This window comes from Marinactinospora endophytica (assembly GCF_054780875.1).
In genome coordinates this window covers 615,952-637,244 of sequence record NZ_BAAGVM010000001.1, presented here as the reverse complement: position 1 = coordinate 637,244, position 21,293 = coordinate 615,952, and the positions used below count along the sequence as shown (strand labels likewise).

Genomic DNA, 21,293 nt, shown 5'->3' with positions numbered 1-21,293 from the left:
GCGGCGCGCGGAATCGGCTTCCCGGAACTCCGCGCGCCGCCCCCGTCACACGTCGTGGGGAGGTCAGGACTCCAGGGCGCGTACGGCCTCGGTGAAGGCCTCACCACGCGCCTTGTAGTCGGTGAACATGTCCATGGACGCCGCGGAGGGGGCCAGGAGCACGGTGTCGCCCTCCTGGGCGAGCCCGGTGGCCGCGGCGACGACCTCGGTCATCGCCCCCTCGTCGGTGCGCGCGACATCGACCACGGGCACCTGCGGCGCATGACGCTGCAACGCCTCGCGCAACCGGGCGCGGTCGGCGCCGAGCAGGACGACACCACGGAGCCGTCCCGCCGCCGAGGCGACCAGTTCGTCGACCTCGGCCCCCTTGAGCAGCCCACCGGCCACCCACACCACCGATTCATAGGCGGCCAGCGAGGCGGCCGCCGCGTGCGGGTTCGTGGCCTTGGAGTCGTTCACGTAGTCGACACCGGCGATGGTCGCCACGTGCGCGATGCGGTGGGGTTCGGGCGTGAAGGCCGCCAGGCCGGCGCGCACCGACTTCGGGTCGACCCCGATCGACCGGGCCAGCGCGGCGGCGGCCAGGGCGTTGGCCACGTTGTGCGGCGCGGCCGGGGTGACGTCGGCGAGGGTGGCCAGCTCCTCGGCACTGGTGCGCGGGTCGGCGACGAAGGCGCGGTCCACGAGCAGGTCCTCGACGACACCGAGCTCGCCGGCGCGCGGGGTCTCCAGGGTGAAACCGACCAACGGCGCGGCGGGGTCGCCGCACTCCCCCGCCAGACGCCGCGACCAGGAGTCCGCGGAGTTGACGACGCGGATCGTCCCCGGCGCGTAGATCCGCCCCTTGGCCAGCGCGTAGGACTCCAGCCCTCCGTGCCAGTCGATGTGGTCGGGCGCGATGTTGAGCACGACCGCGGCGTGCGGTCGCAGTGAGGAGGACCAGTGCAGCTGGAAGCTGGACAGCTCCACCGCCAAGACGTCGGGGGCGTCCTCGCCCTGCACCGCCTCGATGACGGGGGTTCCGACGTTGCCGACGGCCAGGGCGCGCCGCCCGTCGGCCCGCAGCATCGCCTCCAGCATGCGCACCGTGGTGGTCTTGCCGTTGGTCCCCGTGATGGCGAGCCACACCTGGTCGCGCGGTTTGAGCCGCCAGGCCAGTTCCACGTCGCCGATGACCTCGACCCCCGCGGCGCCGGCGGCGGCGAGCAGCGGGGCGTCGGGCCGCCATCCCGGTGAGGTGACGACCAGCTCGGTCCCCTCGGGGAGGCTGTCGCCGCCGAGGACGACCTCGGCACCGGCCTCGCGCAGCTCCGCGGCCCGCGCCCGGGTGGCCTCGTCGGTCCGCGCGTCGAGGATGGTGACGCGCGCGCCCTGGGCCAGCAGCGCCCGCGCCACCGGCCCGCCCGAGACGCCCAGGCCGGCCACGCAGACCGCGCGGTTGCCGAAGCCCGTCTTGGATCCGCTGGTGTCGCTCATCACTACCTCGGCATCCATTCCAGGTAGAACAGCCCGACCCCCACCGCGACGAACAGGCCCTGGATGATCCAGAACCGGATGACGATCGTGCTCTCCGCCCAGCCCTTCAGTTCGAAGTGGTGTTGCAGGGGGGCCATCCGGAAGATCCGCTTGCCGGTCAGCCGGAACGATCCGATCTGCAGCATCACCGACAGGGTGATGAGGACGAACAGACCGCCGATGATCACCAGGAGCAGCTGCGTACGGGTGGTGATGGCCAGGCCGACGAGCAGACCGCCCAGGGCCAGCGAGCCGGTGTCGCCCATGAAGATCTTGGCCGGCGGCGCGTTGTACCAGAGGAAGCCGATGCAGCCGCCCAGCCCCGCCGCCGCGACGACCGCCAGGTCCAGGGGGTCACGGACGGTGTAGCAGTTGGGCTCCAGCGCGTTGACGCAGCTCTGCCGGAGCTGCCAGTTGCCGATGACCACGTAGGCGACCAGTGACAGGATCGTGGCACCGGTGGCGAGACCGTCGAGACCGTCGGTCAGGTTCACCGCGTTGGAGAAACCGACGATGAGGAACAGCGCCCAGATGATGAAGACGCCGAGCATCAGGGGCGGTCCGAAGTCGCGCAGGAACGACAGGTGGACCGAGCCGGGGGTGTAGGAGTAGCCGTTGGGGAACTGGGTGACGGCGAAGGCGAAGCCGATACCGACGATGGCCTGGCCGGCCATCTTGGCGCCGCTGCGCAGCCCCAGGCTGCGCCGCTTGTAGATCTTGATGAAGTCGTCGAGGAAGCCGACACAGCCCAACCCGACGAACAGGAACATCACGAGAAGGCCGGAGACCGTCGGTCTGGTCATCAACACCAGGTGGGCACCGAAGTAGCCGATGACCGCGCCCAGGATGATGACGATGCCGCCCATGGTGGGCGTGCCCTGCTTGGTCTTGTGGCCCTCGGGGCCGTCGTCGCGGATCTCCTGGCCGAACTTGAACCGGTACAGGATCCGGATCACCATCGGCATGGTCAGCAGGGAGACCAGCAGGGAGAGCATCGCGGCGATGAGAATGCCGGTCACTTGGCGTCCTCCACGGCGATGAGCTCCTCGGCTACCCGTTCCAGCCCGGCCACGCGGGATCCCTTCACGATGACGACGTCCTTGGGACGCAACCGCTCTCGCAACGCGGCGGCGGCCTCGAGCGCGCCGGGGACCTCGACGAGTTCCCCGGCCCAGGTGGAGACCGCCCGGGCGCCCTCGGCGATCGGAGCGGCGTGCTCGCCGACGACGACGAGGGTGTCGACGCCGAGTTCGGCCGCGAGCCGGCCGATGCGTTCGTGCTCGGCCTCGTGGGCGGGGCCGAGCTCGGCCATGTGCCCCAGGACCGCGAAGGAGCGCCGGCCGCGGGCGAGGACGTCCAGCGTCCGCAGTGCGGCCCCCATGGACTCGGGGTTGGCGTTGTAGGCGTCGTTGACGACGGTGACACCGTCCGGGCGGTCGGTGACCTCCATCCGCCATCGGCTCACCGGGCCGGACTCGCTCAGGGCTGCGGCGATGTCGGCGACGGCCATGCCCATCTCCGCGGCGACCGCCGCCACGGCGAGCGCGTTGTGCACCTGGTGGACGCCCACCAGGGCGAGGTTGACCGGCGCGCTGTCTCCTCCCAGCTCCAAGACGAAGCGAGGCCGTCCCGAAGCGTCCAGTTCCACGTCGCGGGCGCGCACGTCGGCCTGCTCGGCCAGGCCGTAGGTGACGACCCGGGCGTCGGTGCGCGCGCGCATCCCGATCACCGCGTCGTCGTCGACGTTGAGAACGGCGACGCCGCCCTGCTCCGCCGACGGCAGCGCCTCGACCAGCTCGCCCTTGGCCTGGGCGATGGCGGCGCGGCTGCCGAACTCGCCGACGTGGGCGCTGCCGACGTTGAGCACGACGCCGATGCGCGGCGGGGCGATGGAGCACAAGTGGGCGATGTGCCCGATGCCACGCGCGGCGACCTCCAGCACGACGAACCGGGTGGTCTCGTCGGCACGCAGCACGGTCAGGGGATGGCCGATCTCGTTGTTGAGCGAGCCGGCGGGCGCGATCGTGGGACCGAGGCGGCGCAGCACCTGGGCGAGCAGGTCCTTGGTGGTCGTCTTGCCGGACGAGCCGGTCACACCGACGATGTCGGCGTCGGGAAGCCGCTCGGCGACGGCCCGGGCCAGTCGCCCCAGGGCGTCCACGACCTCGGCGTCGCCTCCGTCAACCAGCAGGTGCGGTGCCGCCACCGGGCGGGACGCCAACACGGCTGCGGCGCCTGCGGCGACGGCCGCGTCGGCGAAGTCATGGCCATCGACCCGCTCGCCACCCAAAGCCACGAAGAGCGAGCCCGGGCCGACCTGCCGCGAGTCGATGACGACCGGGCCGGTGACGATGTCGGTGGGCTGCGCCGATCCGCATATGCGGGACTGGGTGATCTCAGCGATCCGATCGAGCGTCAGCGCGATCAAATCCACTCCTCATGTCGGGCCCGGTTCCACCGCGCCTGGGGGCTCCCTGACGACGGACAGCGCGCAGTACGGGGACATCGCTGTACACATGGGACGCAGGGCGGCGTTTCAACGCCACGGTGCCGGGCTGCAATTGCCGGACCTACCTTAGAACATGTTTGGTTATCGGGGTTGCGCCCAGCCCGGAATGGGAACCGGTTCGTCACCCCATGGCGACGGAGCGCACGGACAGCGCCCCGTCCCAGCCTTCCCTCTGTCGCCGGAAATCGACAGAAACTCGCAGGTCCGGCGTTTCCTCCCGGAAGGCACCCCTATCGACGCCGGGCTCTACTCACGGAGTGATCACGATTCACACCGGTTTTCGGACGGGCCGATTTTTCCCTCACGACCCGCCCGAGAGCACCGCCATCGGCCCGCGGGCACCCCTCTAGGAGCCGCCCACCCGCCAGCGCAGCGCATCGCGCAGCACCTCGCGGTCGTCGAACTCCAGGACCCGCCCCGCGACGTACTGGCCGCGCTCGTGGCCCTTGCCCGCCACCACGAGCACGTCACCGGGCTTGGCGCGTTCCACCGCCATCTGGATGGCCGTGGCGCGGTCGGGCTCGACCGTGATGCGGGCGCGCTCCTCCTGCGGGACCTTCGCGACCCCGTCGAGCATGCTCGTGATGATCGTGATCGAGTCCTCGGTGCGCGGATTGTCATCGGTCAGGATGACGGCGTCGGCCAACCGCGCGGCCGCCTCGCCCATGAGCGGACGCTTGGCCCGATCACGGTCGCCACCGCAGCCCACGACGATCGTCAGACGCCCCTCGGTGATGGAACGCAACGAGGAGAGTACCGCCTCGATCGCCCCCGGTTTGTGGGAGTAGTCGACGATCGCGGTGAAGTTCTGTCCCTCGTCGACGCGCTCCATCCGCCCGGGCACGCCCGGCGCCGCGGCGACCCCCTCGATCGCCTCGTGCAGCGGGATCCCGGCCTCGACCAGGCCGACGATCGCGGCCATCGCGTTGGAGACGTTGAAGGGGCCGGGCAGCCGCACCGCCGCGTTCGTCTCCAGTCCGCCCGGGCCGACGATCCGGAAGGTGCTGCCGTCAGGCCCCAGCTCCACGTCGACGGCCCGCCAGTCGGCCTCGGGGTCTCCCTCGGAGGAGAAGGTCGTCACCGGGACCTCACCGTGGGCGGCGACCATGTCGATGAGCGCCCGCCCGAACCGGTCGTCGCGGTTGACCACCGCGATTCTGGCGAACTCCGGGGTGAACAGGCGCGCCTTGGTGTCGAAGTAGTCGCGCAGGTCGGCGTGGAAGTCCAGGTGGTCCTGCGAGAGGTTGGTGAAGATCGCCACGTCGTAGTGGGCGCCACCGACCCGGCCCTTGGCCAGGGCGTGGCTGGAGACCTCCATGGCGGCCGCGTCGACGCCACGCTCGCGCATGACCGCGAACAGACCGTGCAGGTCGGTGGACTCCGGTGTGGTCAGCGAGGAGTCGACCCGCTCGTCACCGACCCGCATCTCCACGGTGCCGATCAGCCCGGTGCGCCGCCCCGAGGCGCGCAGCCCCGACTCGATCAGGTAGGTCACCGTCGTCTTGCCGCTCGTCCCCGTGGTGCCGATGAGCAGCAACTCGTCGGCCGGGTGGCCGTAGACCCAGGCCGCCGCCTCGCCCAGGACCGCGCGGGGATCTGGGACGGTGAGCACCGGCAGCCCGGTGGCCACGGCGCGTTCGTAGCCCTGCGGATCGGTGAGGATCGCCACGGCGCCGGCCCGGGCCGCCTGTTCGGCATAGGCGGCGCCGTGCGCCCGTTGACCCGGCAGGGCCGCGTAGAGGTCGCCGGGACGCACCCCGCGGGAGTCGTGCGTGATCCCCGTGATCGTCGTCTCGGTGACGTCGAGGTCGTCGCCGATGACCGCCGGAGGCACGGCGTCCGTCGTCCCGTCGGGGTCGGGGCGCCCGCCGAAGGCGTTCGTCTCCAGCAACCGGACGAGTTCGGACAGCGGGCGGAGTTGATTGTGATCAGGTCGCATTACCGGTGGCACGCCGATGAGGTTATCCGTTGTGACCCACCCGGGGTTAATCCACACGCCCGCGCGGCATGGCCCCGCGCCTCCCCTCGGACGGGAGACCAGGACGTCCGCACCTCACTCGAACAGGCGGATGTTGGGCTGCTCGGTCGCCGTCGGCGGGATCTGCAACGTCTTCAGCGCGAAGGACATCACATCGGTGAACACCGGAGCCGCCGCCTCGCCCCCGTAGTACTGCTCCTTGGGGTTGTGCAGGACGACCTGGACGATGAGCTCCGGATCGTCGGCCGGCGCCATGCCGACGAACGTACTGGTGTAGCCCCCGGTGTCATAGCTCCCCGTGTCGGGGTCGACCCGGTTGGCGGTGCCGGTCTTGCCCGCGACCCGGTAGCCCGGGATACGGGCGTCCTGGGCGGTCCCGTGTTCACCGGTCACCGCCTCGAGCATCAACCTGAGTTCCCTGGCGGTCTCCTCGGAGATGACCCGCTCCTTGGCCGGCTCCGGTGCCGGGCGGAACTCGCCGTTCTCGTCGGTGCTGCCCGCGATGACCGTGGGTTCGACGCGCACGCCGTCGTTGGCGACCGTCGCGTAGACGCTCGCCATCTGGACGGCGTTGACGGAGATGCCGTGTCCAAAGGAGATCGACGCCAGCTGGGTCCCCCACCACTCGTCGGGCGCGGTGAGGATGCCGCTGTTCTCCCCTGGCAGTCCCAGACCGCTGGGCTCGCCGAAGCCGAACTTGCCGAGATACTCGTACAGCCCTTCCGCGCCGACGTCCTCGGCGACCTTGATCGTGCCGACATTGCTCGACGTCGCCATGATCCCGTTGAGCGTCATCCGCTGGGTCGGATGGTTGTGGGAGTCGCGGAACGTCTCGCCGTGGCGACGGATGGAGTCGGGCACCGTGTAGACGGTGTCCGGGGTGACCACGTCCTCCTCCAAGGCCGCCGCCGCGGTGATCACCTTGTTGGTGCTGCCCGGCTCGAAAGCGGCCGACAAGGCCCCATTGGCGCGCTGTTCGGGTGTCGACTCCTCGATGGCGTCCGGGTCGTAGGTGGGGTAGTTGGCCATCGCGACGATCTCGCCGGTGGGCCGCATCACGATCACGCTGCCGCTGTCGGCCCCCAGTTCCCCGGCCCGTTGGGCGAGGGCCTGCTGGGCCCGCCACTGGACGTCCTGGTCCAGGGTGAGCCGCACGTCGTGGCCGGGGACCGGTTCCTTGGCGACGCCGTTGGCCATGGGGATCTCGGTGCCGCCCGTGCCGAGTTCGACCTGCCTGCTGCCGGGGTCGCCGGCGAGCGTATCCTCCAAGACGCTCTCCAGGCCCTCCAGGCCGTGCCCGTCGGTGCCGACGAAGCCGACGAGGTTGGCCGCCCCGGTCTCCTCGGGGTAGACGCGCTTGTAGGCGGTCTCGGCGGCCACCCCCTGGAGGTCCAGCTCGTCGAGTTCCTTCCACTCCTCGAGCGGGACCTCGCGCGCGATCACCTGGTAGCGGCTGTCGTCGGAGTCCACCTTGCGGGCGACCTCCTCCTCGGGCAGGTCGAAGCGGCGCGACAGCTCGGTGACGATCGTGTCGCGCTCGTCGGCCTTGACGTCGTAGGGGTCCACGAAGACGGTGCGCACCTCGACCGACATCGCGAACGGCCGCCCATCGGCGTCGGTGATCGATCCGCGCGTGGTCGGGATCTCCGTCTCGCTGAGGCGCAGCTCGGCGGCCGCCGAGGCGTAGGAGGCGGCCTCGATCCCTTGGATCTGCACCAGCCGCCCCGCGAAGACCAACAGCACCACCCCCATCAGGGCCAGGGCGATCCTGATGCGCGGGCCCGGATCACTACGGCGGAACCGTCGCCGCAGCGGTGGAACCGGGCCACGCGGGGGGCGGCGGGACGGGACGGCCTTCCCGCGCGGGCGTGGCCTGCCCCCCTTCGCCGCCGTGCCCGTCCGGGCCGGATCCACCGACCCGCGTGGCCGGCCCTGCCCCCCGTTCTCCCGCGGAGACGTCCCCTTGACCGTGCGGTCGGGGGTGCCACGGCGCCGGGGGTTGCGAGGGCGGGGGTCACGGGGTGTGCTCACCTTGCCTCCTTCACCGGTTCACCGACGCGGGCCCGCGCTCGGCGGCCCCGTCCCCCCGGTCTGCGCCGGCCACGCCCTTCACCGGGCCTCCCCGTCGACCTCGCCGGGGTCTCCGGTTCCGGGCAGCCCGCTGTCGGCCCCGCCTTCGTCACCGCCCCGGACCTCGCCGGTGCGGGTGTCGATGAACTGCGGCGCCTCGCCCGGCACCATACCGAGCTCTTCTGCCTGGCGGGCCAGCGCGTCGGGCGACTCGGCCTGGACGACGAGCTCCTGTAGGCGCTGCTGCTCGTGGGAGAGTTCCCGGTTCTCCCTCTGCAACTCCCCGATCTCGAAGGCGTCCTCGGTCAGGACGGTGCGCAGCGCCAGCAGGACCACCAGGGCGCCGCCGAGCAGGGCGAGGACGAGCAGGACGAAGGGCATGCGCGGTGGCTGCGCCGTCGCGGCGGGTCGGGAAGCGGGGCGGGGGACCGGCCGGGACGGCGTCGCGGCGCGCCGCGCGGACACATCGCGCGGACGGTGGGCTCTGCTCCGGGGGACCGATGCCGTCGCGGCGTGTCCGGCCGTCCGCCCGCGCCGGGCCTTGTCCTCGATCGCACTGCTCATACCGCGCTCTCCCGTTCCCCTTCGGCGCCCAAGCGGACAGACGCGCCCCCGGTCTGCGCACCGGTCGTGGCGTGGGGGCGTGTTCGCCCCCTGCCGGCGCGGCCCGCGGCCCGGGTGTCGCCGTTCCCCTGCGGCTCGCTCATCCCTGTCCCCTGTTTACTCCCGGTCCGGCTGGTCCGGTCCCGCGCCCGTTGCTTCCCCATTCACGGCGCGTCATCCCTCAGCCGTCCCTCGTCACGCCCTGCGGACCCGCTCGGCGGCCCGCAGGCGCGCCGAGGCGGCACGGGGGTTGCGGGCGTTCTCCTCCTGTGAGGGCAGTTCCGCCCCGCGGGTGAGCAGGCGGAGTTCGGGTTGCCGGTCAGGAAGCGGAACCGGCAGGTCGGGAGGTGTGGTGTCGGTGGCCAGCGCCGCCAGCGCGCGCTTGGTGATGCGGTCCTCCAGTGAGTGGTAGGACAGCACCGCGATCCGTCCCCCGACCGCGAGCCGGGACAGGGCCGCGGGCAGCGCGCGTTCCAGGATGGGAAGTTCCGCGTTCACCTCGATACGCAGCGCCTGGAAGGTGCGTTTGGCCGGGTTTCCGCCTGTGCGCCGGGTGGCGGCCGGGATCGCGCCGCGAACGAGGTCGGCCAGACGGCGGGTGGAGTCGATCGGCCCGCCCGCCCGCTCACGGACGATGGCCTGGGCGATGCGCGCGGCGAAACGCTCCTCGCCGTAGACCCGCAGGACGCGGGCGAGTTCGGCGGCGGAGTAGGTGTTGACGACGTCGGCCGCGGTGAGCCCCCGCGTGGGATCCATCCGCATGTCCAGCGGCGCGTCGTAGGAGTAGGCGAAGCCCCGTTCCGCCTCGTCGAGCTGGGGCGAGGAGACCCCGAGGTCGAGAAGGACACCGTGGACCTCGGCGATCCCGAGGTCGTCAAGGGCGCGCGGGATCTCGTCGTAGACGGCGTGGACGTAGTCGACCCGCTCCGCGAACGGAGCGAGGCGACGGGCGCTGCGCTCCAACGCGCTGGGATCGCGGTCGACACCGACCACCCGGAGCCGCGGATGGGCGCGCAGCAGGGCCTCGGAGTGGCCGCCGAGCCCCAGTGTGCCGTCCACGAGGACGGGCCGCTCGCCTTCCAGCGCCGGGGAGAGGACCTCGACGATCCGCTCCAGCATGACCGGCACGTGCTTGGGCCGATCCTCCAACGGACCCTCGTGCCCCTCCGCGGCCCTCGCGACATCGGTCGTCTTCGCCGACGCCCCGTCCACGGCCTCCGGTCCGGGATCGACCATCAGCACTCTTCCCCCTTGAATCGCTACTTCTTCAGTCGTCGGTGCCGGGCTCGGGTGCGGCCCGATCGACGTCCCTCGTGATCGTGACAGCACCCGGTGTCGACAACCGGACCAGACCGCCCCGGTCCGGCCCCCGGACGCGGCACGCGGAGCCGCTGTGACCCGCCTTTCGCCGTCTGGCGCCGGGGAAGATGCGTCAGCCGGCGTTCCTGCGCGTCTGGAGGCCGTGACCGGACGGGATTCGACGGTCGTGACCCGTGGACCCGCCGGACCGGCCGTCGAACCGGCGCGGCGACGCCTTGGGGTCACAGCACCCCCGGCAACACCTCCTCCGACAACTCCGCGAACGCCTGCTCCTGTTCGGTCTCGTAATCGGCCCAGGCTCGCGCGTCCCAGATCTCCAGGCGCGTGTTGGCCCCGATGACAACGCAGTCGCGGCCGAGTCCCGCGTAGGAGCGCAGACTCTGCGGGACCGTGACCCGGCCCTGCTTGTCGGGCGTCTCGTCGGACGCACTGGCGAAGAAGACGCGACCGTGGTCGCGCACCGACTTGGCGGTGACGGGTGCGGAACGGAGGGCGTCGGTGATGCGCTGGAACTCGTGCACAGGAAAGACGTAGAGACAGCGCTCCTGGCCTTTCGTGATCACCAGTCCCCCCGACAGTTCGTCGCGGTACTTCGCCGGAAGGAACAGTCGTCCCTTCTCATCGAGGCGTAGCGCGTGGGTGCCGAGGAACACCGGTTCCCACCTCCCACCGACCCGATGGAGCGGCGCCCCGCTCCACGGTGCCCCACTGTACTCCACTCTCCTCCACGGTCAACAGATTCCGCGGTCGCCCCACCCGCCCCCAGCGAGCATCGAAGCACTTCAGAGGGGGAGGAGCGAAACGATCCGGACGTGTCGGGCCGCGGGGCCCGTCACGGCGTGACGCGCCCCGGGGATCCGCCGGTGAGGCGGGTCACGGCGGGAGCCCGGACGTACTCTCCGGTTCCGGTTTGCAAAGCCCCGCTTTACGCCTAGCCTCAAGTCGTCGGAGCAGGCGGGGCGGGAGGGGACAGGTGTCACTGGACACGCGGCTCACCGGACGAGACGACGAGGCCGTGCATGACGTCGGCGCGGTCCTGGACACCGCCGACCGCATCCGGACGGCCGTCGAAACCGTGATCGAGGGCAAGACCGAGGTCGTGCGGATCGCGCTGACCGTCCTCCTGGCCGAGGGGCACCTGCTCATCGAGGACATCCCCGGCGTCGGCAAGACGATGCTGGCCAAGGCGCTGGCCCGGTCGATCGACTGCTCCGTCAGCCGGATCCAGTTCACCCCGGACCTGCTTCCCGGCGACATCACCGGAGTCAACGCCTACCACCAGGAACGCCACGAGTTCGAGTTCGTCCCGGGGCCGGTCTTCGCGAACATCGTCGTGGGCGACGAGATCAACCGGGCCTCGCCCAAGACCCAGTCGGCGCTGCTGGAGTGCATGGAGGAGAGCCAGGTCAGCGTCGACGGCGAGACCCGCGAGCTGGAACGGCCCTTCATGGTGGTGGCCACCCAGAACCCGGTGGACATGGAGGGGACCTATCCCCTGCCCGAGGCGCAACGCGACCGTTTCATGGCCCGCGTCGCCATCGGCTACCCCTCCCCTCAGGCCGAACTCGACATGATCGACACCCACGGATCCCGGTCGCCGCTGGCGGGGCTGGAGCCGGTGGCCAAGGCCGCGGACGTCCAGAACATGATCGACCGGGTCCGCGCCATCCACGTCTCCCCCTCCGTGCGCCGCTACGCGGTCGACCTCGTCTCGGCCACCCGTTCCTCCCCCGCGCTGCGGTTGGGAGCGTCGCCGCGCGCGACCCTGCACCTGGTCCGCGCGGCACGCGCCTACGCCGCGTTGGAGGCGCGCTCCTACGTCATCCCCGACGACCTCCAGGCCCTGGCGGTCCCCGTCCTCTCCCACCGGTTGCTCCCCAGCACCGAGGCGCGGATCGAGGGGCTGCCCGTCGAACAGGTCGTCCGCGACCTCGTCGCCAGGATCCCGGTTCCCGACTGACCCGAGGACACCTCCATGAACGCCGTCCTGCGCCCCGCCGTTCCGGTCCGGCCGGAGACGGGGTCGTGAAACCCCTACGCGCCTTCACCTTCCGCGGTCGGGTCCTGTTGTGCGTGGGCGTCGCGGTCGCCGTCGGAGCGGTGCTCGTCGGCGAACGCGATCTGCTGCGTGTCGGCGTGTTCGTCGTCTCGCTGCCCCTGCTGGCGGCATTGACCGTGCTGCGAGTCCCCGACGGTGTGCGGCACACGCGCGATCTCCTCCCCGCCAGGGTGACCGCCGGGGAGGAGGCGCGGGTCGTGATCCGGCTCACCGGTTCCTCCACGGCCCTGTTCGCCGGCGGGCTGGTCGTCGAGGAGACGCTGCCGCTGGCGCTGGGGCGGCCCCCGAGCTTCGCGGTGGGCCGGTTGCGCCGTGGCGAGGAACGGGAGATCGCCTACCGGGTGTGCGCGCGGGCGCGCGGACGCTACCCGATCGGTCCCCTGACCCTGCGCTTCCGCGACCCCTTGGGCTGCGTCGAACTCGCCAGGCCCTCGGGGTCGGGCCTGTCGCTGCTGGTGGTGCCCCGGATCGTGGAGCTCTCGGGGGCGGCGCCCGGTGGCGGGACAGCGGACAGCGACACCAGTCCAGCGCGTTCCATGGCGAGCAGCGGGGAGGACGACACCGTTCCCCGGGAGTACCGGCACGGTGACGACGTTCGGCGGGTGCACTGGCGCTCGACCGCGCGGCGCGGCGAACTGATGGTACGGCGTGAGGAACGGTGGCGACGCGAGCAGGCCACCCTCCTCCTGGACGCGCGGTCCCACGCCCACGCGGGTGAGGGCGCGGAGTCGTCGCTGGAGACCGCGGTGGCCGCGGCGGGATCGATCGCGCTCCACCTGTCGGCCGACGGCCGCGAGATCCGTCTGCTCGCCGCGGGAGGCGAGACCACCGTGTCCGGCCATGGCGTGCTCGACGTCCTCGCCGTGCTCCCGGCCTCGACGAGTGACCTGCGCTGCGAGCTCGGACTGCTCGACGAGTCCGTCGCGGCGGACCGGGGGCCGGTCGTCGCGGTGCTCGGCGCGCTGACCGAGTCGGACCTCGACGAGTTCGCGCGGACCCGCCCGGCGCAGGGGCGCGACCGGATCGCGGTGCTGTGTCGACGGGCGCCATGGTCCTCCCCGGCCCTTCTGGAGAAGGCCCAGGTGCGGCTCACCGGAACCGGGTGGCGGGTGCTCGCGATCGACACGCTGGACGACCTGCCCGCGGCGTGGCAGGGCCGTCGCCCATCGACCGAACGGACCGGACCCCTGGGAGGGCACAGGTGAAAGGCCGGGTCACGGTGGCGGCGACACTCGCCACCCTGGGCGCGCTGCCCCTGCTGCATCCGCTGTTCCTGGACCGGGACTGGTGGCCCGTGCCCGCCGTGGCGGTGCTCGCGGTCGGGCTGACCTCGCTGGCCGCCCGCGCCCTCCGCTCACCGGCGCTCCTGCTGCCCCTGTTCCAGGCGGTCGTACTGCTGGCACTGCTGACCGGCTGCCACGCCTCCGGCGAGGCGCTGCTCGGGGTCGTCCCCACGGGCGGTTCCATGGCCGTCCTGCGCGGACTGGCCGAGGCCGGGATGGCCGAGATCGACGCCAATCCCTCGCCCATCGAGGCGACCTCCTCCCTCGTGTTCGTCGTCACCCTGTCTCTGGGGCTGTTCGCGATGTTGGTCGACCTCGTCGTGGTGACACTGCGGCTGGCGGCGCTGAGCGGGTTGGCACTCCTCGCCCTGCTGTTCGTCCCCCTGTCGGTGCACGAGGAGGGCATCGGCGGTCCGGCGTTCGTCGTGGCCGCGGCCGGATTCCTGATCCTGCTCGTCGTGGACGGCTGGGAACGGGCACGCGAGCGCGGTGCCCTGCCCGGACGCGCGGGCGGGGCCGGACGGCACGCGGTGGACGGCCTCCTGATCGCCGCGCCCGCGACGGCTCTGGCCCTGTTGGTCCCGGCCGTCGTCCCCGGACTGGCCAGTGGGACGGTGTTCGGCCTGATCGACGAGGTCCGCGGGGACAACGGGACCGTGACCACGGTCCACCCGATGGCCTCCCTGCGCCGTGGCCTGCTCTCGACGCTGGATCGGCGTGTCCTGGAGTACCGCACCTCCACGGAGGAACCCGACTACCTGCGGGTCCACGTCCTCGACGCCTTCGACGGCGAGAACTGGACGATGTCGGCGGTGCGGGCGGCCCAACGGTACCGGGTGACCGAGGAGGCGCTGCCGCCGGTCCCCGGGGTCGAGTCCGACGCGGCCGTTGAAACGACGACCGACATCACCGTCACCCCGACCGCCCAGGACATGAACTTCCTGCCCCTGCCCTATCCGGCACAGCGGATCGAGATCTCCGGCGACTGGTTCGCCGACCCCGACACGTTGATGGTGTTCGCCCCCCAGGGCAACGCGGGAGGACTGACCTACCGGGTGACCTCCCCGCGTTTCGCGACCGACCCCGACGATCTCGCCGCCGCCTCCCCGAACGTGAGCGGTGTGGACCGGCGTTACCTCGACGTGCCCGCCGGCCTGGACCCCCGGATCGGGGAGCTCACCCGCTCCATCGTCGCCGACGCGTCGGGGCCGCACGAACGGGCGGTGGCCCTCCAGGAGTGGTTCACCGACGGAAGGTTCGAGTACAGCCTGCAGCCCCCGGCCGTCCCCGAGGGCGAGGACCCCTTGGCCCGCTTCCTCTTCGAGGAACGCGTCGGCTACTGCGAGCAGTTCGCCGCCGCGATGGCCCTGATGGCCCGCCAGGCCGGCATCCCGGCCCGGGTGGCAGTCGGCTACACCCCTGGGGAACAGATCTTCGACGACCACTGGCTGGTGACGGAACGCGACGCCCACGCCTGGCCCGAGCTGTACTTCGAGGGGCATGGCTGGTTGCGCTTTGAGCCGACCCCCTCCTCGGGGCAGGGGCAGCCGGGCGCGAACGTCCCCGATCACGCCTCCTCCGCCCCCGAGGGCGGGACTCCCACGCCGGACGCTCCGGAGGAGGCGGCGACCGGTTCCACCACCGACGTCCCTTCTCCCGAGGAGGAGCCCACGCCCTCCTCTTCCGGCAGCGGGGCACCGGCCGCGGAGGCGCCGACCTCGGCGCCGACCTCCCGGCCGGCACCGCTGTCGCCCCTGGTACTGGTCTCCTTGACGCTGGTCGTGGCGCCCCTGCTGCCGGCACTGCTGCGGACGCTCAGGCGCCGCGTCCGCTGGGCGGGCGCGCGCTCGCACGCGGCCAGGTCCCGCGCCGCGTGGCTGGAATTGCGCGACGACGTCCTCGACACCGGTCTGGCCTGGAATCCGGCCGAGAGCCCGCGTGGGGTCGCCCGCCGCCTGGGCGAGGAGCGGCGGCTGTCCGCCGAGGCCCGCGCGGCGCTCGACCGGATCGCGCTGGCCGAGGAGGGGGCCCGCTACGCCCCGGTTCCCCCCGCCCCATCGCAGGACCTGGCGGCCGACAGCCTGCTGCTGCGAGGCGCCCTGCGCGCCGGGGCCGGGCCCTGGGGGCGGATGCGGGCGGTGCTGCTACCGCGCTCGCTCCTGGTCTGGGGCGCCCGGCCCCGGAGGCGACGCGCACACGCGTGACCCGCAGACGGCTCGGGCGGGTTCGGGACAGGGAGGAAGGGGAGACAGACATGTGTCCGCCGGGGTGAGGGATCACCCCGGCGGACACATGTGAGATCTCTGTATTGGATCGCGTGGGCCGAAACGCTACTGTTCGCCCTCTTGACGACGGCGCCAGCGCTCCTCGAAGCGGCTCATCATGCCCGGACGCTGTTGACGGCGCTGCTTGGGCTGCGCCGCGGGGGTATTCGCCTCGGACGCGCCACCACCGGAGACGCGCCGCCACCCCGACAGGCCCCACAGGGTGCATGCCAGCATGACGACGAAACCGAGGGCACCGACGATCGGCTGCTGGACGATCACGCCCCCCATGAGGAGGCAGATGCCCAGGACAAACCCGATCGAGGCCTTGATGATCCAGCGCTTGTAGTGGACCTGAGGATTCGTCTGGCGGACGGTATTGGCAAACTTCGGGTCCTCGGCATACAGCGCCCGCTCGATCTGGTCGAGCATGCGCTGCTCGTGTTCAGAGAGCGGCACGGCGCCTCCCAAAAACAGTCCCCGGGTGGGGCAACCGGTACTGAGCAACCATCTGGTGGCCAGTGATATGCCCAGAATACGGCGCCTTAGCGCCCGGTGAAAAGAATACTTCCGCGTCTAGGTGACCCACATGGGTCACACTACCCGCGTGCTTCGCCCAAAACACCGGTCTCCACGTCCCTCTCTGCCTCCGACCTGGGGGTTCAGCGCCAGGTGGACGACCACCTGACGAGTACAACGATCGAGGGCGGCACAAAGTTACCGAATCATACGTCATCTTCGTCACGCTCTGCCAGCACGGCCGGTCGCAGCGCCGCCGGACCGAAACGCCGGGCGACGAGGTCCATGACCCGTTCGGCGTCGCGCCATCCGCTCTCGGGCTCGTCCAACGCGAGCTGCCGGTGCACGCCGGCCGCGGCCCGCAGCCCCTCTACCCGGACCCCCACCAGCCTCAACCGCGCCCCGTCCAGTCCCGCCGCCGCGTACAGGGACCGCGCCGTGGCGCTGATCTCACGGCCGACGTCGGTGTAGTCGGGGAGCGTGCGGGAGCGGGTGATCGTGGTGAAGTCGTCACGGCGCAGCTTGACCACGACGGTCCGCCCGACCTGGCCGGTGGCCCGCAGCCGTCGCGCCACCTTCTCCGACAGCCGCAGCAGCTCGCGCCCGATCCGCCCCGCGTCGGCGACGTCCTCGGCGAAGGTCTCCTCCGCGCCGATGCTCTTGTCCGGCGCGTCGGTGACGACACGGCGTTCGTCCCGCCCCTGGGAGAGCGCGGCGAGCCGGTCTCCCAGGGCGACGCCCAGTTCGCGGCGGAGGGTCTCGGGGGGTGTGGCCGCCACGTCCCCGATGGTGCGCAGCCCCAGCCGGGCCAACGTCTGCTCCGTCTTGTCGCCCACCCCCCACAGGGCCCCCAGCGGAAGCGGGTGCAAAAAGGCCCGCACGTGCCGCGCGGGGACGAACAGCAGTCCGTCGGGCTTGCAGTGGGTGGAGGCCAGCTTGGCGACGAACTTCGTGGAGGCGACACCGACCGAGCAGGTCAACCGCTGTTCGGTCCGAATCCGTTCGCGGATCAGGGTGGCGACGCGCACCGGGCCGCCCAGCCGCCGGCGCGCACCGGAGACGTCGAGGAACGCCTCATCCAGGGAGAGCGGCTCGACCTCGGGGGTGACCGAGCGGAGGATGTCCATGACCGCCGCCGAGACCCTGCGGTAGGAGGCTCCGTCCGGTGGGAAGACCACCGCGTCCGGGCACGCCCGCAGCGCGCGCGACATCGGCATCGCGGAGTGGACCCCGAAACGGCGGGCGGCGTAGTTGGCGGAGGCCACCACCCCGCGCCCGCCGGTACCGCCCACGATGACGGGACGGCCGCGCGCCCACGGGTGTTTGAGCTCCTCGACACCGGCGAAGAAGGCGTCCATGTCGATGTGCAGGATGGGGCAGTCCTCATCGGACACGGTGGTCAGGTCGAGCGGCTCGATGCCGGACGCGGTGACGGCACCGCGCATCGCGGTCCCCCGCTGGAGCTGGCGTCGGCTCATATGACCATTGTGCGGTCGACCTGGGACAGCCGCTCAGGCGGGGCGGCGGGCCAGCAGGTGCAGCTGGGTGGCGATCCCCGACAGCTCCGGGTGCGCCGAGGCGGACTTCTCCAGTTCCAGCAGCTCCCGGCCGGCCTGCGGGTCGCCGTCGAAGACGCGCCCCGGCAGCAGGTCCGTGAACACCCGGACCCCGCGGACCTTGATGTCGGACAGGCCGGCCGCACGGACGAGGCCGACGAGCCCTTCGGCGGTGAACCGGCGCGGCATCGGATCGCCCTCGCCCCAACGGCCGTCCGTGGAGTCCAACAGGCTCCGGGCGTCACCGAGGTGCCCGGCGAGCGCGCGGTGCAGCACCGCCGCGACCGCGTTGGTGGCCAGGACGCTCACCGCCCCGCCCGGCCGGGTGACGCCGACGATGTCGCCGAGCGCCGCCGCCGGATCCTCGACGTACTCCAGCACGTTGTGCACCAGCACCAGGTGGGCCTCCCCGGCCGGAAGCAGGCCGGCGAGGTCGGCGGTCTCGCCCTGGACCGCGCGCACCCGCACCCCCGCCTCGGCCGCGCGGCGTTCCAGCGCGGCCAGGGAGTCGGGGCTGGGGTCGACAACGGTCACGTCGTGACCGAGTTCGGCCAGGGGGACCGCGGCCCCTCCCGTCCCGCCGCCCGCGTCCACGATCCGCAGGGGCTCTCCCCCGGAGCGCTGGATGCCGGCCAGCTCGGAACGCAGCGCGTCCCAGACGACGGCGGTGCGCGCCGTGCCGGCGGCACGCTGCGGCCCTGAGGCGGACGCCGCGGTACCGGCCCTTTCCGTCACGAGATTCCCTCCCGCCGCCCGAAAGGTCACAGCGTGAGCTGTTCCTTGTTCTCCATCAGCCGCGACAGCAGGCCGTTGATGAAGGTCGGCGATTCGTCGGTGGACAGTTCCTTGGCCACCGCCACCGCCTCGGCGATCGCCACGCCGTCGGGGATGTCGGCGGCCCACAGCAGTTCGTAGGCCCCCATGCGCAAGATGTTGCGGTCGACGACGGGCATCCGCTCCAGCGTCCAGCCGATGGCGTAGTCGCCGAGCAGGTGGTCGATGCGCTCACGCCGCTCGTCGACGGCACGGGCGAGGTGCTCGGTGAACTCGTTGATCGGGGGCTCGGGCTGGGCCCGTCGCCGCTTGATCACCTCGTCGACCGTGACGCCGCGCACCTCGGCCTCGTACAGTACTTCCACCGCGCGTCTGCGGGCTTTGCGTCGCGCGCCGCTCATCGATCTCCTGCCAGGGGTGCCGCCGTGAAGTGGTGCAACGTCATGAGTTGACGCGACCCAGGTACTCGCCGCTGCGGGTGTCGACCTTGACCTTCTCACCGGTGCTGATGAACAGCGGGACCTGGATGACGGCGCCGGTCTCCAGCGTCGCCGGCTTGGTGCCGCCGGTGGAGCGGTCGCCCTGGAGGCCCGGGTCGGTCTGGGCGATCTCCAGCTCGACCGCGGCCGGCAGCTCGATGTAGAGCGGGGTGCCCTCGTTGATCGCGACGGTGGCCAGGGCGCTCTCCAGCAGGTAGTCGGCGCTCTTGCCGACGACCTCGCGGGGGATGTAGAGCTGGTCGTAGGTCTCGGTGTCCATGAACACGTAGGACTCACCGTCGGCGTAGAGGTACTGCATCTCGCGGCGGTCGACGTTGGCGACCTCCACCTTCACGCCGGCGTTGAAGGTCTTGTCGACGACCTTGCCGGAGGTCACGTTCTTCAGCTTGGTGCGGACGAACGCGCCGCCCTTGCCGGGCTTGACGTGCTGGAACTCGACGACGTTCCAGAGTTCGCCACCGTCGAGCTTCAGGGTCATGCCGTTCTTGAGGTCGTTCGTCGTGGCCACTTCGGTCGTCTCTCCCAGCGGTGAGGCAAAGTCATCTTGTCAAGGAACCACGGCCGTGCCCGTGGGGCTGCGGCGCGCGTCGCGGGAACCCGTGGTGTCGGCCGCCGGCGTCTCCGCCTCGGGCGGGACGCTCCTTCAGAGGAGCCGACACCGTTCCCCTGAGGAGTCTAGTGGGTGTTCGGGGCGACCTGCGCGTGCCGTTCAGGCGCTCACCGCCCGGTAGGCGGCGTCGAGCAGCGCGTCGGAGGGGCCGGCCAGGATCGCGGGACGGGCCAGACCCTCCAGCACCACGAACCGCAGTGTCGCGCCGCGGGCCTTCTTGTCCACCCGCATCGTGTCGCGCAGGCCGGCCCACGCCTCGCCCGCGTAGCCGGTCGGCAGACCGACCGAGGTGAGGATGCTCCGATGCCGCTCCACGGTCCGCGCGTCCAGACGCCCGTCGAGGCGGGCCAGTTCGGCGGCGAAGACCATGCCGATCGCCACCGCGTACCCGTGCCGGAAGGCGTAGTTCTCGGCGCGCTCGATGGCGTGGCCGAGGGTGTGCCCGTAGTTGAGGATCTCACGCCGGCCGCTCTCCCGCAGGTCCGCCGAGACGACCTCGGCCTTGACCGCGATGGCGCGCTCGATGAGCTCACGGGTGTGCCGGCCCTCGGGGCGGACGGCGCCCTCGGGATCGGACTCCACGAGGTCGAGGATGACCGGGTCGGCGATGAAGCCGGCCTTGATCACCTCGGCCAGGCCGCCGATGTAGTCGGCGGTGGGCAGGCTGGGCAGCGTCGCCAGGTCGCACAGCACCCCCGCGGGAGGGTGGAAGGCGCCGACCAGGTTCTTGCCCTCGGCGGTGTTGATGCCGGTCTTGCCTCCCACGGCCGCGTCGACCATGCCCAGCAGCGTCGTGGGGACCAGGACGCAGCGCACGCCGCGCAGCCAGGTCGCGGCGACGAAGCCGGCCAGGTCGGTGGTGGCGCCCCCGCCGACCCCCACAACGGCGTCGCTGCGGGTGAATCCGGCCCGCCCCAGGCGGGCCCACAGGTCGGCGGCCACCGCGGCGTCCTTGGCCGCCTCGCCGTCGGGCACCGGCATGGGGTGGACGACGTGGCCGGCGGCCTCCAACGCCGCGCACACCGGACGGGCGATCTCGCCGAGCGAACCGGGATGGATCACCGCGACCCGCGCGGCCGTCCCGCCGACCAGCCCGGCGAGCTCGCCCAGCACACCGCTGCCCACGACGACCTCGTAGGGCGCCGAGGACCCCCCGACACCGATCCGTGTTGCGCTCATCCTTCTCCGTTCCGGGCAGCGGGGAGACGGGCGACGATCTCCTCCACCGCCTCCTCCACGCGGTGGGTACTGGTCGAGACCGTGACCGTGGCCAGCGACTCGTAGATGGGCAGCCGCTCCTCCAGCAGCGCCTTCAACCTGGCCCGGGGGTTGCCCAGCAGCAGCGGTCGGGCCTGGTCCAGGCCGACCCTCTTGGCCGCGTCGGCGAACTCCACCTGGAGGTAGACGACGTGGTGCCCGGCGAGCGCGGCGCGCGTGTCCGGATGCAGGACCGCCCCCCCACCGAGCGCGAGGACGCCGGGATGCCCGGTCAGCGCCTCGACGACGACCGCGCGCTCCAGCTCGCGAAACGCCGGCTCACCGTCCTCGACGAAGATGTCGCCGATGGGCTTTCCCGCCCTCGTCTCGATCTCGGCGTCGGTGTCGACCAACGGCGCGCCCAGCCGGGCCGCCAGGGCGGCCCCCACCGTGGACTTGCCCGATCCGGGCGAACCGATGAGGACCGCGATCGGCCTGCTCATCACCGAATCCCCCTTCCCCCGCGGGAGGTCCCG

At 71.8% G+C, this 21,293-nt stretch carries 18 protein-coding genes; 3 read left to right on the top strand and 15 right to left on the bottom strand.

The annotated features are described in order from the left end of the window. Positions 1 to 63 precede the first annotated feature (63 nt). The 8 genes from murD to mraZ all read right to left on the bottom strand — a co-directional run bounded on the left by murD (position 64) and on the right by mraZ (position 10,648). A complete protein-coding gene (gene murD, locus ACYVHU_RS02845) occupies positions 64 to 1,476 on the bottom strand; it encodes a UDP-N-acetylmuramoyl-L-alanine--D-glutamate ligase (RefSeq protein ID WP_078759945.1) in 1,413 nt (470 codons plus the stop codon). A gap of 2 nt (positions 1,477 to 1,478) precedes the next feature. Next, a complete protein-coding gene (gene mraY, locus ACYVHU_RS02840) occupies positions 1,479 to 2,534 on the bottom strand; it encodes a phospho-N-acetylmuramoyl-pentapeptide-transferase (RefSeq protein WP_078759946.1) in 1,056 nt (351 codons plus the stop codon). Further along, the gene (locus ACYVHU_RS02835; RefSeq protein ID WP_078759947.1) at positions 2,531 to 3,943 is read right to left on the bottom strand and encodes a UDP-N-acetylmuramoyl-tripeptide--D-alanyl-D-alanine ligase; all 1,413 of its coding nucleotides are present in this window, start codon (positions 3,941 to 3,943) and stop codon (positions 2,531 to 2,533) included. Before ACYVHU_RS02835 ends, mraY begins: the two co-directional genes overlap by 4 nt. A gap of 427 nt (positions 3,944 to 4,370) precedes the next feature. Beyond that, positions 4,371 to 5,963: a UDP-N-acetylmuramoyl-L-alanyl-D-glutamate--2,6-diaminopimelate ligase gene (locus tag ACYVHU_RS02830; protein WP_432935883.1), complete on the bottom strand. Its 1,593-nt coding sequence runs from the start codon at positions 5,961 to 5,963 to the stop codon at positions 4,371 to 4,373. A 114-nt stretch (positions 5,964 to 6,077) separates the two neighbouring features. Next, positions 6,078 to 8,033 (bottom strand): peptidoglycan D,D-transpeptidase FtsI family protein, encoded by a 1,956-nt coding sequence (locus tag ACYVHU_RS02825; protein ID WP_078759949.1) that lies wholly within the window; start codon positions 8,031 to 8,033, stop codon positions 6,078 to 6,080. Positions 8,034 to 8,111: 78 nt separating this feature from the next. Next, positions 8,112 to 8,453: a cell division protein FtsL gene (gene ftsL / locus ACYVHU_RS02820; RefSeq protein ID WP_235000659.1), complete on the bottom strand. Its 342-nt coding sequence runs from the start codon at positions 8,451 to 8,453 to the stop codon at positions 8,112 to 8,114. Between the two features lie 417 nt (positions 8,454 to 8,870). Continuing rightward, positions 8,871 to 9,794 carry a 16S rRNA (cytosine(1402)-N(4))-methyltransferase RsmH gene (rsmH, locus tag ACYVHU_RS02815; protein ID WP_235000686.1) on the bottom strand — a complete coding sequence of 308 codons (924 nt, stop codon included), beginning with the start codon at positions 9,792 to 9,794 and terminating at the stop codon, positions 8,871 to 8,873. 422 nt (positions 9,795 to 10,216) lie between these two features. Continuing rightward, positions 10,217 to 10,648: a division/cell wall cluster transcriptional repressor MraZ gene (mraZ, locus tag ACYVHU_RS02810; protein ID WP_078759951.1), complete on the bottom strand. Its 432-nt coding sequence runs from the start codon at positions 10,646 to 10,648 to the stop codon at positions 10,217 to 10,219. 320 nt (positions 10,649 to 10,968) lie between these two features. On the opposite strand from mraZ, the gene ACYVHU_RS02805 reads away from it, so the two are divergent. The 3 genes from ACYVHU_RS02805 to ACYVHU_RS02795 all read left to right on the top strand — a co-directional run bounded on the left by ACYVHU_RS02805 (position 10,969) and on the right by ACYVHU_RS02795 (position 15,541). After that, the gene (locus ACYVHU_RS02805; RefSeq protein WP_078759952.1) at positions 10,969 to 11,955 is read left to right on the top strand and encodes an AAA family ATPase; all 987 of its coding nucleotides are present in this window, start codon (positions 10,969 to 10,971) and stop codon (positions 11,953 to 11,955) included. 65 nt (positions 11,956 to 12,020) lie between these two features. Continuing rightward, positions 12,021 to 13,259, top strand: coding sequence for a DUF58 domain-containing protein (locus ACYVHU_RS02800; protein ID WP_078759953.1), 1,239 nt, complete (start codon positions 12,021 to 12,023; stop codon positions 13,257 to 13,259). After that, positions 13,256 to 15,541 carry a transglutaminaseTgpA domain-containing protein gene (locus ACYVHU_RS02795; protein ID WP_235000660.1) on the top strand — a complete coding sequence of 762 codons (2,286 nt, stop codon included), beginning with the start codon at positions 13,256 to 13,258 and terminating at the stop codon, positions 15,539 to 15,541. The genes ACYVHU_RS02800 and ACYVHU_RS02795 overlap by 4 nt, the downstream gene beginning before the upstream one ends. Before the next feature lie 126 nt (positions 15,542 to 15,667). Here the strand turns inward: ACYVHU_RS02795 and ACYVHU_RS02790 are convergent, their stop codons facing one another. From ACYVHU_RS02790 to ACYVHU_RS02760, 7 genes are all read right to left on the bottom strand, one after another. Continuing rightward, positions 15,668 to 16,060, bottom strand: a complete 393-nt coding sequence (locus ACYVHU_RS02790) for an SCO2097 family morphological protein (RefSeq protein ID WP_078759955.1) — start codon at positions 16,058 to 16,060, stop codon at positions 15,668 to 15,670. A 266-nt stretch (positions 16,061 to 16,326) separates the two neighbouring features. Beyond that, entirely contained in the window at positions 16,327 to 17,598 is a 1,272-nt protein-coding gene (gene dinB, locus ACYVHU_RS02785; protein ID WP_200813485.1) for a DNA polymerase IV, read from the bottom strand. Positions 17,599 to 17,631: 33 nt separating this feature from the next. Continuing rightward, a complete protein-coding gene (locus ACYVHU_RS02780; RefSeq protein ID WP_144290664.1) occupies positions 17,632 to 18,411 on the bottom strand; it encodes a methyltransferase domain-containing protein in 780 nt (259 codons plus the stop codon). A gap of 26 nt (positions 18,412 to 18,437) precedes the next feature. Next, positions 18,438 to 18,851, bottom strand: coding sequence for a transcription antitermination factor NusB (gene nusB / locus ACYVHU_RS02775; RefSeq protein WP_078759958.1), 414 nt, complete (start codon positions 18,849 to 18,851; stop codon positions 18,438 to 18,440). A gap of 40 nt (positions 18,852 to 18,891) precedes the next feature. Then, positions 18,892 to 19,458: an elongation factor P gene (efp, locus tag ACYVHU_RS02770; RefSeq protein WP_078759959.1), complete on the bottom strand. Its 567-nt coding sequence runs from the start codon at positions 19,456 to 19,458 to the stop codon at positions 18,892 to 18,894. Positions 19,459 to 19,659: 201 nt separating this feature from the next. Beyond that, on the bottom strand, positions 19,660 to 20,739 hold the full coding sequence (gene aroB, locus ACYVHU_RS02765; RefSeq protein ID WP_078759960.1) for a 3-dehydroquinate synthase: 1,080 nt from the start codon (positions 20,737 to 20,739) through the stop codon (positions 19,660 to 19,662). Beyond that, a complete protein-coding gene (locus ACYVHU_RS02760; protein ID WP_078759961.1) occupies positions 20,736 to 21,263 on the bottom strand; it encodes a shikimate kinase in 528 nt (175 codons plus the stop codon). Before ACYVHU_RS02760 ends, aroB begins: the two co-directional genes overlap by 4 nt. Positions 21,264 to 21,293: the final 30 nt, after the last annotated feature.

What these genes read in the sequence shown, in the direction of transcription:
- rsmH (WP_235000686.1), bottom strand. Translation starts at nt 9,794, where the DNA reads ATGCTGGAGCGGATCGTCGAGGTCCTCTCCCCGGCGCTGGAAGGCGAG.
- aroB (WP_078759960.1), bottom strand. Translation starts at nt 20,739, where the DNA reads ATGAGCGCAACACGGATCGGTGTCGGGGGGTCCTCGGCGCCCTACGAG.
- murD (WP_078759945.1), bottom strand. Translation starts at nt 1,476, where the DNA reads ATGAGCGACACCAGCGGATCCAAGACGGGCTTCGGCAACCGCGCGGTC.
- nusB (WP_078759958.1), bottom strand. Translation starts at nt 18,851, where the DNA reads ATGAGCGGCGCGCGACGCAAAGCCCGCAGACGCGCGGTGGAAGTACTG.
- dinB (WP_200813485.1), bottom strand. Translation starts at nt 17,598, where the DNA reads ATGAGCCGACGCCAGCTCCAGCGGGGGACCGCGATGCGCGGTGCCGTC.
- ftsL (WP_235000659.1), bottom strand. Translation starts at nt 8,453, where the DNA reads ATGCCCTTCGTCCTGCTCGTCCTCGCCCTGCTCGGCGGCGCCCTGGTG.
- ACYVHU_RS02830 (WP_432935883.1), bottom strand. Translation starts at nt 5,963, where the DNA reads ATGCGACCTGATCACAATCAACTCCGCCCGCTGTCCGAACTCGTCCGG.